This is a genomic window from Psychrobacter sp. PAMC 21119 (genome assembly GCF_000247495.1).
GTDB classification, from domain to species: Bacteria; Pseudomonadota; Gammaproteobacteria; order Pseudomonadales; family Moraxellaceae; genus Psychrobacter; species Psychrobacter glaciei.
On record NZ_AHVZ01000041.1, the window covers coordinates 135,120 to 151,306 of the forward strand.

The window sequence follows — 16,187 nt, forward strand, 5'->3', positions numbered from 1 at the left end:
TCAAGTAACGTTACTTTTTCATACTTTTGCAGCTAGCGTCAGTTAAAAACAATAAAACACCCCACCGCTCTATAGAGTTGTGGGGTGTTTTTTATTATCCGTAGATAAAGAGATATTAGTGCTTATATAGTCAGTGAAAAGTAATATCGATACATCGCGCATTGCTGATATCAATTTTTCTTGCTTGCTGTGCCTGTGCAGACAGAGGCTACAAAAAACTGATATCAGCAGTATCGTATAGTCGATACTGAATAAAGTAGATACACGATATTATCGTATGAGGCTGGTACAAATTTTTCTTGCTTGCTGTGCCTGTGCAAACAGAGGCTACAAAGAATTAATATCAGCAGTATCGTAGCGATTCTAAAATTCCTTGACCATATTTATAACATCAGCATAGAAAAATTTACCATAAAAAAGCCACCTACATGATTGTAGATGGCTTTTTTAATATAGTTGATTCAATTTAAAAGTAGTACAAGGCAACCGAGTGTAGATGTATATTTGATACTTCAAGCGAGGTTAACGCTGTCATACTTTTATAGTGGAATGACTATAGCTTATTTTAAATTGCTTTTAGCTCATGATAAAGCGATGACTACGCATCCATATGCTTAATAATCGCCTTACCAAACTCAGAAGTACTGAGCAAGATAGCATCAGGCATCAAACGCTCAAAGTCATAAGTGACCGTTTTATTAGCGATAGCGCCTTGAATACCGTTAATAATAAGATCGGCTGCTTCGACCCAGCCCATATCACGTAACATCATCTCAGCCGATAAAATCAACGAGCCGGGGTTTACTTTGTTCTGACCAGCATATTTAGGAGCAGTACCATGAGTTGCCTCATAGACAGCGATTGCACCACCTTTGTTAGCACCCGGTGCGATACCGATACCGCCCACTTCAGCTGCTAGGGCATCAGAGATATAATCACCATTTAGGTTAAGCGTGGCGACGACGGAATAATCGGCAGGACGCATCAGAATTTGCTGCAAGAATGCATCAGCGATCACGTCTTTGATGATAATATCATTACCCGTTTTTGGATTTTTCATCGTCATCCAAGGGCCGCCATCTAACAACGCTGCATCGAAACGCTCTGCGGCTAATTCATAGCCCCAGTCTTTAAATGCGCCTTCGGTGAACTTCATGATGTTGCCTTTGTGCACCAAAGTCACACTCGGCAAATCGTTATCGATAGCGTGTTGAATGGCTTTACGTACTAAGCGCTGCGAGCCTTCTTTTGAGACGGGTTTGATGCCAATGCCGCAATCTTCAGGGAAGCGAATGCTGGTCACACCCATCTCATCTCTTAAGAAATTGATAACTTTTTTGGCATCATCGCTGCCCGCTTTCCACTCGATACCTGTGTAGATATCTTCTGTATTTTCACGGAAGATAACCATATCCGTCAGCTCAGGATGCTGCACGGGGCTTGGCACGCCTTCAAACCAGCGCACTGGACGCTGACAAACATACAGATCAAGGTTTTGGCGTACAGCCACATTTAACGAACTAAAGCCACCGCCTACTGGCGTAGTTAATGGCCCTTTGATACTGATCACGTAATCTTTTAAAATCTCTAGCGTCTCATTTGGTAAGTAATCACCATCGTAAATTTTCGCTGCTTTTTCACCTAAATACGCTTCCATCCAAATGATGGATTTTTTGCCGTGGTAAGCTTTATCAACTGCTGCATCAACCACCTTAACCATAACTGGAGTGATATCCACCCCAATCCCATCGCCTTCAACGAAGGGAATAATTGGATGATTGGGGACATTCAACGATAAATCAGCGTTGACGGTTATTTTTTCGCCGTCTCTTGGTACGATAACTTTATCATAGGACATGGATCAAACTCCTTGGTTGTATGTTGGACGTCGCAGGTATACTGGGCACTCTGTTATGCTCTCGCCATTCTATTATAGGTATGCGTGGTTAACGCCTGTTAGCTGAGCAAGCATAAGTGGCGCACTTACGATCTTATGTTTAATAGCCTTGTATCTAACCGTTTTACACTCAAAGCTTCGAAATAAAAATTGGCAAAATAGTACAATTAATAAGAAGATAAAAACCCCTCTCACAAAAGCACCTGAAAATATAATGCCATGGACATAAAAAAAGAGAAACGACAAAAAAGCTGAGATAAAATTAATAAATATCAATGCTCTGTAAGCTTGAGTACGCAATAAATGTCACATGTTATCCTAGCCATTGTACTAAGCTAAAGGTCTGAGCAATGATTTTTCTTGTGCATAGCTCATGTACAAATATCAATTTTATAAATACCACTATAATAACATGGTTTTATATTGAATATAAATTTTCATATCTATAGCCTACTTATGACAAGTTAATACATTATTTTTTATGTGTTTCTTTTTCATTAAAATGCCGTTAATTAAGTCATCAACCGTCTTATAATTGATCTGCAATTATAAGACGGTTGAACCCCTTTTATTTTGACTACTACTTTTCATATTTCACAATGATTCATCAATACCTTTATTTAGGAAATGCTACTTTATGTCGACCACCAGTCTCGTTCTGTTTAATAAGCCTTACGGTGTGCAAAGTCAGTTCCGTGATGACAGCAACAACGACCACACCACCCTATCAGAGTATTTCACGGACAAGTCTTTGCGCGTGGCTGGTAGGCTGGATGCGACGTCTGAAGGCTTACTGATTCTGACGAGTGATGGCAGAGTTAACAAAGCCATTACCCATCCACCAAAGGCCAATGCTGGACGTAAGCAAGGTAAGACTTACTTAGTGCAAGTTGAAGGCATGCCTACTACTGAGCAACTTGATAAGCTTGGACAGGGCGTCATTCTAAAAGATGGCAAAACCCTACCTGCCGACATCAAACAGCTTAGTGAAGAGGATTTGCCTATGCCACTCTGGCAACGTGATCCACCTATCCGTGAGCGTAAAAGCATACCGACATCATGGTTGATGCTGACGATTTATGAAGGAAAGAATCGCCAAGTTAGACGCATGACGGCTCATGTTGGATTGCCTTGTCTGCGGCTTATTCGTTGGTCAGTCGCAGGCTTCGAATTGGGGGAACTGGCAGTTGGTGAGTTTGTGCGTATTCATTTAGATAGTGCGAAACTGAGGGAATTGGGTGTCAGTAATTAACTTGCTCTGTCATCAGGCGTATTGACTGATGATAATTTACATAAGACCATAGACACATCGAACAACGTCTAGGGTCTGTTGAACATTCAAATGTGGTACTGGCAATGGCTACAAAAAAATTATACCAGTCACGCTGTATCTCTTTTATATTGACCTGACTATGCCTGTTTTATGTAGATTAGTGGTTTTATATAGATTAGTAATAAAATCTAGCAAATATATTACGACTTTTTAAACATAGCGTCTCGAATGGGTAAGGTTTATCTGTTAAGATTCAGCACTTTACTGCCTTACTGTCATATTAATGCCGTATTTCGCGTTTATTTACTGTTTAGCTTGTCTCTATAAGGATATGTCATGATTGCTTCTCGTCGTTTTGCCTTGTTCGCCACCAGCATTTCTGCTGCTTTTATTCTGAGCGCCTGTCAGCCAGCAACAGAGAGTAGTGAGGTGATGCCCGCAGAAGAAGTAGCGGCACCAGCAACTGAGATGACGGCTGATCATGAGAATATGGATGGTCATGAGAATATGGATGGTCATAATATGGCAGGTGGCGATGCAATGGCAGATGAACAACAAATGACAGACATTCTCAAAGACTACACTAAGTCGATGACAGGAATGCATGATGAGATGATGGTCGGTATGGCATATAACGATCCCGATACCGCCTTTGCGAAAGGCATGCTGGGGCATCATCGTGGCGCCATCGACATGGCAAAAATCGAGCTGAAGTATGGTACTGACGCAGCCATGCGAGAACTTGCGCAAAAAATTATGGTAGCGCAGCAAGCTGAGATAGATATTCTGAATAAATGGCTTGCCGGCCATCCTGATGCTGCCAAACCTAAACCTAATACTCAAGCCATGCAGCAAGCCTATGCCAAGAGCATGGACGGGATGCATGGTGACATGATGCTCGCTATTACCGATCCTCTACCTGATATGGCTTTTGCACGCGGTATGTTGCCACATCATATTGGCGCTGTAGACATGGCAAAGATACAGCTCAAATATGGTACGGATGAAGAGATGCGCAAGTTGGCTCAAGATATCATCGACGCCCAGCAGCCTGAGATTCAAGTGATGAAAAATTGGATTGCCGCTAACAAAATCGACAAGCTCAGTAATGAAACTATTAGCAATGACGCAACTAGTAATGACGCAACTGTCAAAAACGAAGTAGATGCTAAAGAATCTGCTGAGTAGCCCACTACCTAGATACGGTCAATCAATATCAATAAGTGTACAACCCATAACGTCAAACCCCTGCTAATCATAAATGGTTAGCAGGGGTTTTTATCGAATTGATACCGCTATACTTTTGATATATCTATACTTGCTGACGCTCCATAACATTAAGCCATGTCTGCCAGCCTGCCTGTAGTGGTGAATGGTCACCATTATCGTCGGGCACTGGATCTGTCTTTGCCAAGTGTAAACTTACTTTGTGCGGAAAGGTTTTCTCAGTCATGCCTTGCTGCTGTCCACTACTAAGCGCTACTTTAGGTAATACGCTGACGCACATCAGCTCGTCCCGACGAAACAGATAACATTCCACATCATGCTCTGCCGTACTAAGCGATGCTAACTGCTTAGTGTCTGCCTTGATACCATCAATGGCGACAATAACATCATGCGCCGAAATACCAGCTTTGGCAGCCACACTGTCACGTGTCACGCGATTTACCTTGAGTCCAGCTGGTGTCTCATGACAGCGCATGCCCCAAGGCACATACTTGTCAGCAGTTTCCTTGGTATTAGTACGCATTTTTATACCATTTGCAGTCAATAGTGCTTCAATCGGTAATTCATCAACGCCATTGACATAGCGGCGCTCAAACTCTTGCCAATCGGCAAGCGACATAAACTGCCCGACAACCTTACCCATATCGGCACTGCTGATACCAATCCGTCGGTTGTCACTCTGCGTTGCTTGGCTATAAAAAGCCTTAACCACATCAAATAAACGATAACGACCGTTGCTCTTTTCGAGCAAGGTTAAGTCCAAACAAAGCGCCACCAATGCGCCTTTATTGTAGTAACTGATCCCAGCATTACCTGTGTTTTCATCACTGCGATATAACTTAATCCACGCATCAAAACTCGACTCAGCGATACTTTGATAGGCGCGTCCAGGCGTTTGATAATAGCGATTGACTTGCTCAGCCAGTAGCTTGAGATAGCTTGGCTTATCGATCACGCCTGATGCTTGCAACATAAAGTCATCGATATAAGACGTAAAACCTTCAAATACCCAAAGCAGCGGTGTAAAGGCTTCGCGGCGCAAATCTACATCCAACATGACATCGGGGCGTACGGTTTTGACCCACCACGCATGAAAATACTCATGACTACATAAGCCTAAAAAACGCTGATAATCGCTGCTGGGTACTTTTGGTTCGTCAATACTCGGCAAGTCGCGACGCGGCGTAATCAGGCTGGTCGAATTGATGTGTTCAAGACCACCATAATCTTGTCCACTGGCAAAAGTCATAAAAGTATAATCATTAAAGGGTGCCTCACCCAGCCAATCTAGATACGTCTGACAAATTTGGGTGACGTCTTGCTGTAGCCTGCCCATATTGGCATTATGCTTACCCGACAGATAAAAACGGTGAGGTAAGGTCTGATGCGCGTGGTCTTGGACGATAAAATCAAATATATCCTGCTCAGCGATTTCAAAAGGATAATCAATCAGCTCGTGATAGCTGTTTGCTTGTAGCTCGTAACTGTATTGACCATCCTCTTTCTGCTCATCCGCTTGCTGTCCATCAAGGCGCAGGTGCGTAGCGTCTAAACCACAGGCTAAAAGCACATGGCTTTCTTGTTTATCCACCAAAAATGCGGCTGGCACTATTAAGCTGACGTGTACAGGCGTCTGCTCCTGCCCATTGACTGCTAATGCTAAAGAGGTAAAATTCCCGTATAGGCGCTGCTGATCGACATAAGCGGTGCGCACGGATAAATCATAGCAGTAAACTTCATAATGGACATTTACTGTCTGAGCCGCCTTGACTTGTGGCAACTGCCAAGTGTGTTTGTCTGTCTTTATCGCGCGGTGCATCTCAGCGCTTTTATTATCGTCGTCCATAATTTGATAATGCACCGCAGTAATGTTTCGGGCAAATTCGCGCATCAAGTAGCTACCTGGTATCCATGCTGGCAACCAAAGATTTGGAGCGTCTACGTTTGTAGTAAAGGTGAGCGACACATCAACCAAATGCTCAAAAAAACGCTCAAAATCGAATCGATAGCTAATATTAGGCACAGGTCGAGCAGCCTTACTGATTGAGGCAGTTTCTGTTGACTCATTATTAGCAGTGTTGGCGTTAGAAGTAGGCACGTTAGCCTTATTGGTCAATGAATTCATCGTCTTTCTCATCCTTATTTTTATTGTTATGGTAGAAGTCCTTAGCCGAAAATGCAACTGGCAGACCCTTTACAAGCAACCCGCTGTACGGTAAAGCATAGAAAATAGCGCTTATTTTCATAAATTATGACATTAATTGGCATTTTTTATGATTTTTCCCTTGAAAGTTATGTGGGCCATCGCAATTAAAGATGCTAACTGCTAAAGTTACTTTAATAAACTGATGATAACTGACTAATGACGTGGCTATCTGGCTTGCCGATTGGCTTTTTTAGGTTTATTGCAACCGTATTTAATTTTTTACACAGATATATTTAGGATAATTTATGACTACTATCGCAAAAGACACTGCCGTCAAATTCAATTACACGCTAAAAGACGACGAAGGCAACGTGCTTGACCAATCACCAGAAGGTCAACCACTTGCTTATCTACATGGTCACAGCAACATCATCCCAGGCCTAGAACAACAACTAGAAGGCAAATCTGCTGGCGAAAAAGTTAACGCTGTCGTTGAGCCTGCTGATGGTTATGGCGAATATCAAGAACAAGCCGTACAACATGTACCACGCGATAACTTCCAAGGCGTTGATGACATCCAGCCTGGCATGCAGTTTCAGTCAGAAGCCGGTGGCCAAGTAATGTTGGTTACGGTTACTGAAGTGAATGATGACGAAGTAGTTGTTGATGCTAACCATCCATTAGCTGGTAAGCGTTTGACTTTTGATGTTGAAATCCAAGAAGTACGTGCAGCGACTGAAGACGAACTAAGCCACGGCCATGTACATGGCGCAGGTGGCGTTGAACACTAATCTCTATTAGAGCATTAGTAAAACGCTTAAACGACAAGCAAGTAAGATGAAGCTTGTCGTTTATTCTAAAAGGTCAGTAGATACGTCTACTGACCTTTTTTTGTGTTTTATGGCTTATGAATTTTTATGGCTTATTGATAGAAACACGTTCTTCCAAACGTAACAAAGCCGCGTAACGACGAGCGCTATGCGGCTTTTATTACCAACCATCCATGTTAACGCTATATGATACTTAATCCCGGAGTATCTTATAACTAGCAGGCATCCAGCCTTATTATCCTTAATCAGCAAACCATCTATCCCTGACGCGATTTTAAGATACCAATCCCTAGTATCAATGAACCGTTTCGTTCAATCGTGCCGTACAGTTATAATCGCAGATTGATGATAAGTTAGTAAGAGGTCTAAGCGTCAATCCGTGTAAGCCTATGCTTACACGGATTATTATTTGACCGCTTTTCTAGCTCACAGTGATACGCTTGCTAGAGACTGTCTTCAGGGCTGATCATTTTTTTTGAGTCCGCGCTGAGCATAATATAAGCCGCTTCATTGATGAAAGTTTCATCTTCAGGTAGCTCTGGGCGTTCATTGGCTTTCATTTGACTACGCTCTTCAAACTTCGCATCCATCGCGGCTTGATAGGTATTCCAATTGGCATACGGACGCTCACCTGTGGCGATGAGCCGTTTATTCTCCGCCTCTAATGAACGCTTTTCGATCAGCTGCATCTTGGCGCGTCGGCTATTGATATCGAGCTTGACAGGTTTTTTCTCATCATCCATATTACGAATATCGTTCAACGTTGATAAGTAAGTAAACTGTGGGTCTTTTTGCTGACGGATTGTAGACTGCTGATTCAGCGTCGCTAACGTATCGTTGGTAAATTTGCCTTCAGGCTTATAAGGTGCGGTTTTGATGGTATCCCAAGGCAGTGCTTTTTTCTGTGCGCGCTCACCAAAGGTCGCATCATCATAGATATTGACCAATTCGACATCGGGAACAACGCCTTTATTTTGCGTACTACCACCGGTGATGCGATAGAACTTGCGCTGAGTTAAAGTCGCAGAACCTAGCGCTAAATTGTCCAGTTGAATCTGAGCAGAGCCTTTACCCGTAGTGGTACTACCGACCACCAAGCCACGACCATAATCTTGAATAGCAGCAGCAAAAATTTCACTAGCGGAGGCAGATGCTAGGTTAGTAATAACGACCACCTTGCCATCATAAAGTTGTTCGCCACCATCATCATCACGGTACACTTGGATATTACCGCGATTGTCACGAATTTGCACCAGTGGTCCGCTCTTGATAAAGAAGCCGAGCATTTTGGCCACTTCGTCTAACGAGCCACCAGGGTTATTACGCAGATCGACCACAAGACCATCGATATTTTCTTTATTTAATTCTTTGAGTGCTTTTTCGGTATCGATACTGACGCTACGATAATCTTCCCCGTTACGGCGCGCTCGATAGTTCAAATAAAAGCTTGGTATCTCAAGGACACCAATACGTTTTGGCGTTTTATCGATATTAGGACGCTGTACTTCTACAACGCGCTGGGTCACGCCTGACTCTTCTTGCTGAATGATATCCCGAACCACAGTGACGGTACGAGCGCTGGCTTCTGGGGCACTAGCCTGACGTAACTTGAGCGTGACCGAAGTGCCGCGCTTACCGCGAATAAGACTGACAATCTCACGTGTCGACCAACCGACCACGTCGATCATGTTTTTGCCGTCTTTGGCGATCCCGACAATCAAATCATTGGGTTTAATCTGACCAGATTTGGCTGCTGGACCACCATCCACCAGAGTCACAATACGCGTGTAGTCTGGGTTTTTACGATCAGGACGGATAGAGACGCCAATACCTTCTAACTGTAGACTCGATTGGATTTGTAATTCGTTTGCTTGAACCGGTGCATAATAGTTACTATGCGGATCATAGGTCAGCATGGCAGTGTTCAAGATTGTCTCCATGATTTCATCATCTTTGAGACGCTTAAACTGCTCTTGTTGACGTGACAAACGATTGAGTAAAATCTCACTGGGCGTACGCTCGTCATTACGTACTAAATCCTGTCCACGAGTGATGTCTGGATTATTCAAGAATACTTGCTCTTTGGCTTTTTCGTCTTCTTGACCTAACGTGATACTCATCAACTGAAACTTCAACTGACGCGCCCAGTAATCACGCTGCTCTTTTTTGGTCTTGAAGTGACCGAGCTTTTCACGATCAAGTACGATAGTCTCATTGCTGGTTAAATCCAGATCAGTCTTTAGCATTTTGCTTGCCATGGCAAAATATTCGTTTGAGCGTTTACGATAGCGCTCAAACACCTCTACCCCTGCAGACAAATCACCACGTTTGAGGCGATCACCGAACTCGGCGGCATATTTTTTCTTTAGCTCATCGACATCAGACTGCAAAAACAAGGTATGGTTTGGATCAAGGCTATCAATATACATAGACAGAATCTCGCTGCCTGTTTTGCTATCAAGCGGCTGATTGAGATAATGGCTGCGATCCAGCAAGGCGGCTACTTGACGAGTGGTGACTTTTTGTTCAGGTGTTTGGACGAAACCTTCGGTGTTAGTATCTGCCACTGCAGTGCCGTAGCTTTGGGTGAGAATAAGACCGGCGATGCCCACTGACGCTGCACTGAGTAACCACTGTGCTGGTTGTTTTTTCATCATATATACCTAGTTATTTTAAGTTGAAAGTATTATCAATTGTCATCGAAAGTATTTGCTTGGTGAATCCCTATCCATCAAATTTATACCAAACCAAAAAAGTACGATTAGCGGTGTCAAACTCGTTTAGTCTACAATGCGTAGCACTTACACTCGTTTTCCTTGCTACTCTAATTTTTGTGAATGGTATTAGTTATTTTTTTACGGCGCAGCCTTTTCACTATTTGGATTTTTAACGATATTAATTATTGGAAAAATACGACTCGCGTCTTGCGAAAAATCACTCAATACTAGCATGACCATAAATGCGTCATTGTCTCAATCTGTATAAGCAATATTACACTTTACCGCGGTACATACCAAACTTTCTATCACATTTATTGCTCGTGGCTACTGATCGCTATTTAACAGTTAATAGCCATTATTTTTGGCCGATTTGACCAGCAGATTATACTCAATTCATAATAGCTGTCATAATGTAACACTGAACAGTCGGTTGTATTTGAATCTGATATAAATGCAACTGCTGATATAACATAATAAGGATTACGCGATGTACGGCGTCTTAATGATTGATATCGATAGTACCGCACTGACTGCTGAAGATGTGAGTTTAATCAAGCAAGCCCAAGTTGGCGGGGTCATCTTGTTTGGGCGAAATGTCAAAGATGCCGCACAAGTACGCGCACTGTGTGACGATATACGCTATCACAATGCTGATATATTGATCGGTGTTGATCAAGAGGGTGGACGCGTCGCAAGGTTACGTGATGGGTTTAGCCCATTGCCAGCTATGGGGCGACTGGGTGACTTATTCAATCAAGATCCCAGCCATGCGCTTAGCTGTGCCTACGATTGCGGCTATTTAATGGCAGCAGAAGTGCTGGCCGTGGGCATTGATCTGAGCTTTGCCCCTGTACTCGACAGAGGTGGTATCAGCCAAGTCATTGGTGATCGTAGCTTCCATCAAAACCCGCAAGCCATTACCGCTTTGGCATCCCAGTTTATGCACGGTATGAAAGCGGCTGGTATGGCAACCACTGGGAAGCATTTCCCCGGTCACGGCGCCATCGCTCCTGATTCCCATGTATCAGAAGCCATCGATAGCCGTAGTTTAGATGAGATTATGAACAGCGATATGCAGCCGTTTGCCCAAACGCTGCCATGGCTTGATGCGCTGATGCCAGCGCACGTGATTTTTTCACAAGTGGATAATAAGCCAGCGGGATTCTCTAAAATTTGGCTCAAAGACATTATCCGTGATGCGCTTAAATTTGATGGGGTTTTATTCTCTGACGATTTATCTATGGCAGGCGCGCAAGCAGCTGGGGATATTAGTGCGCGCGTCAAAGCAGCAATTGAAGCTGGTTGCGACATTGCCTTGGTATGTAATGATAGAATTGCCGCCCATGAAGCAGCTAAAGCAGCGCAAAATCTGCCCTACCCCAATCAAAAACGCATCAAAACCATGTGTGGCAATATTCCCGTTTGGCAAGGTGACCTTAACGCTACTTGTCAGCAGTTTGACTACTGGCAGCAAGCAAAGAAAAACGTGATTCAGACCTTTTTTAATACGTCAACAGAGAGTACATCTGAGTCTAATAATGAGCTAAAAGATCCTACTGCCTATAAATAACAGTCGCTCATTTTTTGGCAAATAAAAAACCGCACCTTTGAAGATGCGGTTTTTTGGTATTAATGATTTTTGAATATCAATAATTTTCTTACTATCAATACCTGTCTAAAAACTACTGAGTATTCATTTGTGGATCTACTGCTGTACCACGACTTGCATCATCACTATCTGGCAATAGGTCATCATTGTTGCTGTCTAATGGATTCAAGTCAGGATCAAGCGCATCGTTGCTCATAATCATACCATCATTTGCACTGGTGGTCTCATCATTGACCACGAACTCAATACGGCGGTTGCGAAAGCGACCTTGTTCTGTCGAGTTATCAGCGATAGGATCTGTTTCACCCATGCCTTTAGTGCTTAGTTTACTTGCATCAATACCTTGAGATACTAAGTATTCTTTTACAGATTCGGCACGATCGCGAGACAGTTTCATGTTGTAAGCGTCATCTGCTTGGCTATCAGTATGACCGATAATCATCAAATTCATATTCGGTACTTCAGTGATTATCTTAGAGGCACGGTCAAGGAATGATTTGTTGGCATCAGGAATAGACGCTGCATCTACTTCGAAGTTAATAACCTGCAAGCTCAAGGCACGCGCCACATCACGTGGATCAGGGTTTTCACCAAGGTTGCTCATCGCGGTGTCGGCAGCAGTTAAGCTGTTGTCAATCTCACTTTGTGCGTCTAATGCACCTTCGGCTTTTACTGTCATCGCAGGCGCTGCTGCTTGCAAATCAGCAACCAGCTTGTCTAAAGTTGTCGCATCAGGTGCATTGACCGTGATGGTATCAACTTTTATGAGCATACTGGCATTCGGTACGTTTTTGACGATAGGCAAGATAGCAGCCAGCTGGGCGGCGGCAGGCATATCTATCGCAAAACTATCATCGACATCGGCACGGCAGTTATTGGCTTCATCACCAAACGCACTGGTCAAGGCGTTCATGATATTGGTCTGTAGCGTCTCGTTACCAACGTTCATACGGCAAGCATATAATTCACCGTTCTCACCTGTGGCGATACGCAATGACGCAGGCTCAACATCAGCGGCAACCGCTGTTGCATTACCTTCGGCAGCTTGCTCTTGGGTGACAGCTGGTGTGGCAACGGGCTCAGGATTTTCTTGGCAGCCTCTAAGCAATGCCCAGGCCAAAGCGCCTAAAATAATCAGACCAATGATGGGCAGCAGCGCTTTCATAAAACTGCCTTCTGTTTCTTCTTCGCGCTGAAGCGGTGCGGTGCTGACCGTATCAGATATTCGTGCACCTGCAGGCACAGCGGCAATCATACCTGCTGGCAAAACTGTACTCGCCCAAGCAGGAATATGATGTTGGTAACTAGCCGAGTTATCGTTTAAAAACTGCGGCACAGGTGTCGTCCCTGCCAAGCTCTTTATTTCATGGTACGCAAGTGGTGCCGCCATCGCGATTAAACCGCGAGAAGCAGTGACATCGACATTGTGTTTGCCAGCAAGCTCACGAGCTATTTGGTCACGGTGTGTGCTATCCGTCCATACGCGCTCATAAAACGCCTGATCATCACGAGCGATATTCTCGTTAGAAAAGCGATCATGAGTATCTTTGTCTGCCAAGCGAGCGGCAAAAATAGCATAAAATTGCTCAAGCAAGTTTTTCTTAGCTGGGCTATGGTCATCTCCCAATACTGCGGGGCTTACCGTTCGCGTCAAATGGCTGATAACATCCATAATATAACTCTCCTATTAATACTTATTGGTATCAATCTATATAATTAAAATACTCAAAAACTTTGCTAAGAGATAAGAGCCGTAACCGTTAAAATCATCTTGGCAATATTCAATTTCTATTATTATAAAAGTATTAAGTAAGTGTTAACAATCAACACGTTGTTGTGCAAATGATACGTTAGGTAATGTTTCAGTTGTTACGCGTAACTAGAAAGACGACAAAGTACAAATCCCTAACATATCGATAGTGCTTTCGGTAGAAACAGAACGGCTCATTGAACAATGAAATTAATATAGTAGATTCACTTTGAAACAACTACAGTGTGACTGGAACGAATTTTTCGTAGCCTCTGTGATAGCAGCAAGCAAGGAAAATTTATACCAGTCGCACCTATAGTCAGAGCACTTTTAAACCGATACGGTGTTACCCATCCTAGATGTACTCAGTGTACTATCTGCGGTCGGTCACCTTGTAGCGATTCTAAAATTCGTTGGCTATAACTGGCAATGTATTGATTTTATTTTGAACTGGTATAGCAGTAAAACAACTTCATCTGATTGCTTATAACCATCACCTTTAGCCATCACTTTTTATAAAAGTATTGAGATGTAATATGACTCATACTACATCTCAAGGGTCGGTCTAATCAGTTTCTTACTTGCGCGGGCTCAGCCACAATAACATTGCTGGCCATATTATCTACTTCAGACAAGGAGATAGGGCCTGATGGTCTACTGTTTGTATTGTTTGTAGGCGCACGGCTATTGGAGTTATTCGGTAAATTGCTAGGCACATTAGTAAGATTGCCGTTATTGCTACGCACTGGTGTATTGCGGGCTGGTGCGGGCATCATACTATCACCGGTATCGTCATCTGTTGCTTGATACTCTCCAGCACCATTATTGTTTGCATTGTCGGCAAAATTATTACCATTAACATTATTGTTATAAGCATTGTTTGCAGCGCTGGCATCGGACTCAAACTGAGGATTCTGACCATTCATAGCCGTCATATCACCTACTCCGTTACTATTATTGGGCAACGGTAATGGTGCTACACTGTCGATCATCAGCGCTGGCGCTAACGTACGTATGTCAGTGACCAAGCGTTGTAGGAGCATATTGTCTGGCGCTTCCAAGGTCACTCGCTCATTTTGTAAATGCAGTCGAGCAAATGGTGTTGATCTCAACATAGTCAAGATATTGGGCAGCACCTCTGCTGGTGTACTATTCATACTACTGGCCACGCCTACCTGTATGGTTAACTCGCAAATACTTGCCTGCTCACCGAAACTTGTATTGAGTGCCTGTTGTAGTATGCTTTGCAACGCTTCATCCCCGACCGTTGCGCTACAAGTATATAGACTACCACTGTCATCTACCCCAACGATTAGCTCAACTGGCGTCAAAACCTGTGCTGCTGGTTCAATGGTAGACGGAACAACGACTGGAGCGGTTACCACAGGTTCTACTGTTGTCGCACCATTAGGCTTAATTAACAGCGCCCATGCCGCGAAGCCTATCGCTACCACTGCCAGTATCAATAAAAACACCCGTACCAATAAATCATTGCGTTGATTACGGCTACGGACTTTCTCTCGCTTCATGCTGCCATTTTCTGCCAAATGATGGTCAGCAGGACTGGTATGCATAACATCAGTAAGATTATTTGAATTGCTATTGCTATGCTTACTTAAATTCACACTAGTATTTGGATGAACACTGCTATTCTCTATGGTAGCTGCTGTCGACGGCGTTATCGCGGTTGTATCAGAGGCACTGACTTTGTCCTTTGGCATATCTGGCACGGCTGCTATAGTATCATCTGCTCTGGCACTCGGTGCACCAGATGGTTGATGAATATTTTGGGAGGCCGTGATAAAAGGTGCTGACCATGTGGGTAAATACTGGCGCAAGGCAGATTGTTCTCTTTGCAAAAACGCAGGTAAAAACTGTCCATTCGCCAGTACTTTTAGCTCACGGTAGGCCAGTGGCGCAGCATTTATAAGTAACTGCACGGTAGCAAGCTCATCGATATGATGTGTGGCGGCAAGTTCCTCCACTAGAGCTTGCCGTATATTTGGGGCTTGCCATAGTTGCTCAAAGAGAGGGGTTTCTGGCACGCTATCAGCAACCACGACTTGATCCGACCTTAGCAACTGCGAATAAACTTCTGGCAAAGCCAAGCGGGCTACCAAAATCGCATAAAACTGCTCAAGGAGGCAGATATGGGCGACGCTGCTATTATCACCCAACACAGCTGGCGTGACATGTTGTTCTAGTTGCTCAATAATACTCATAACTGACGGCCTCTACCGGCTTTAATGTTTAAATATATAAATGAAGTAAATCGTTTTTTATTCGCTTTGCTTAATGCCTATACTTTAAATGTCTGTACTTTAAATGTCTGTACTTTAAATGTCTGTACTTTAAATGCCTATACTTTATGAGTCGTGCCTTATGAAACGGCTGTGCTGGCGGTAGGTGTTGCTATGCGTCGCTCATATGAACGATTTCATCTTATCTTAAATATATATGTAGACTTAAGTTTATTTTTAAGGCGCTGTAGACTGCTTGCTACAAATGCATTTAGCATTAACGTTACGGTCAGTATACGAAGCATTACTTACTCTCTTTTATACACTGTTATATTAGGGTCTGTTGAACATTAAAATGTGGCACTGGCGGTGGCTATTTTTTAGACAATACGCAGTGAAATTTTTGACGCCTAGTCATTCTAGGTTAGACAATTTCGCCATGTATTGGCAAAAAATAGCCACCGCCCCTGCTTGTATACTTGGGGCTGATGCTAA

9 protein-coding genes are annotated in these 16,187 nt (G+C 43.4%); 4 read left to right on the forward strand and 5 right to left on the reverse strand.

The genetic code is table 11. From position 1 onward, the window contains the following. Positions 1 to 598 precede the first annotated feature (598 nt). Positions 599 to 1,858, reverse strand: coding sequence for an NADP-dependent isocitrate dehydrogenase (gene icd / locus RH96_RS14015; protein ID WP_010201891.1), 1,260 nt, complete (start codon positions 1,856 to 1,858; stop codon positions 599 to 601). A 676-nt stretch (positions 1,859 to 2,534) separates the two neighbouring features. Here icd and RH96_RS14020 point away from each other — a divergent pair. Then, positions 2,535 to 3,149 (forward strand): pseudouridine synthase, encoded by a 615-nt coding sequence (locus tag RH96_RS14020; protein ID WP_010201894.1) that lies wholly within the window; start codon positions 2,535 to 2,537, stop codon positions 3,147 to 3,149. 357 nt (positions 3,150 to 3,506) lie between these two features. Then, a complete protein-coding gene (locus tag RH96_RS14025) occupies positions 3,507 to 4,358 on the forward strand; it encodes a DUF305 domain-containing protein (protein WP_010201896.1) in 852 nt (283 codons plus the stop codon). Positions 4,359 to 4,482: 124 nt separating this feature from the next. Here the strand turns inward: RH96_RS14025 and RH96_RS14030 are convergent, their stop codons facing one another. Further along, positions 4,483 to 6,522, reverse strand: a complete 2,040-nt coding sequence (locus tag RH96_RS14030; RefSeq protein WP_010201897.1) for a M61 family metallopeptidase — start codon at positions 6,520 to 6,522, stop codon at positions 4,483 to 4,485. A 326-nt stretch (positions 6,523 to 6,848) separates the two neighbouring features. Here RH96_RS14030 and RH96_RS14035 point away from each other — a divergent pair, with 326 nt between their 5' ends. Continuing rightward, complete coding sequence (locus RH96_RS14035) at positions 6,849 to 7,334, forward strand: FKBP-type peptidyl-prolyl cis-trans isomerase (protein WP_010201899.1); 486 nt, start codon at positions 6,849 to 6,851, stop codon at positions 7,332 to 7,334. A 482-nt stretch (positions 7,335 to 7,816) separates the two neighbouring features. Here the strand turns inward: RH96_RS14035 and RH96_RS14040 are convergent, their stop codons facing one another. After that, positions 7,817 to 10,027 (reverse strand): carboxy terminal-processing peptidase, encoded by a 2,211-nt coding sequence (locus RH96_RS14040; protein WP_010201902.1) that lies wholly within the window; start codon positions 10,025 to 10,027, stop codon positions 7,817 to 7,819. 553 nt (positions 10,028 to 10,580) lie between these two features. Here RH96_RS14040 and nagZ point away from each other — a divergent pair. Further along, on the forward strand, positions 10,581 to 11,663 hold the full coding sequence (gene nagZ, locus RH96_RS14045) for a beta-N-acetylhexosaminidase (protein WP_010201903.1): 1,083 nt from the start codon (positions 10,581 to 10,583) through the stop codon (positions 11,661 to 11,663). Positions 11,664 to 11,775: 112 nt separating this feature from the next. On the opposite strand, the gene RH96_RS14050 is transcribed toward nagZ, so the two are convergent. Beyond that, positions 11,776 to 13,374 (reverse strand): OmpA family protein, encoded by a 1,599-nt coding sequence (locus RH96_RS14050; protein WP_010201904.1) that lies wholly within the window; start codon positions 13,372 to 13,374, stop codon positions 11,776 to 11,778. A 647-nt stretch (positions 13,375 to 14,021) separates the two neighbouring features. Further along, positions 14,022 to 15,674 carry a hypothetical protein gene (locus RH96_RS14055; protein ID WP_010201908.1) on the reverse strand — a complete coding sequence of 551 codons (1,653 nt, stop codon included), beginning with the start codon at positions 15,672 to 15,674 and terminating at the stop codon, positions 14,022 to 14,024. Between the last annotated feature and the right edge of the window lie 513 nt (positions 15,675 to 16,187).

Bases quoted from the DNA above. Each gene is read 5' to 3' on its own strand.
- RH96_RS14050 (WP_010201904.1), bottom strand. From the start codon at position 13,374: ATGGATGTTATCAGCCATTTGACGCGAACGGTAAGCCCCGCAGTATTG.
- icd (WP_010201891.1), bottom strand. From the start codon at position 1,858: ATGTCCTATGATAAAGTTATCGTACCAAGAGACGGCGAAAAAATAACC.
- RH96_RS14030 (WP_010201897.1), bottom strand. From the start codon at position 6,522: ATGAATTCATTGACCAATAAGGCTAACGTGCCTACTTCTAACGCCAAC.
- nagZ (WP_010201903.1), top strand. From the start codon at position 10,581: ATGTACGGCGTCTTAATGATTGATATCGATAGTACCGCACTGACTGCT.
- RH96_RS14055 (WP_010201908.1), bottom strand. From the start codon at position 15,674: ATGAGTATTATTGAGCAACTAGAACAACATGTCACGCCAGCTGTGTTG.
- RH96_RS14035 (WP_010201899.1), top strand. From the start codon at position 6,849: ATGACTACTATCGCAAAAGACACTGCCGTCAAATTCAATTACACGCTA.
- RH96_RS14020 (WP_010201894.1), top strand. From the start codon at position 2,535: ATGTCGACCACCAGTCTCGTTCTGTTTAATAAGCCTTACGGTGTGCAA.
- RH96_RS14025 (WP_010201896.1), top strand. From the start codon at position 3,507: ATGATTGCTTCTCGTCGTTTTGCCTTGTTCGCCACCAGCATTTCTGCT.
- RH96_RS14040 (WP_010201902.1), bottom strand. From the start codon at position 10,027: ATGAAAAAACAACCAGCACAGTGGTTACTCAGTGCAGCGTCAGTGGGC.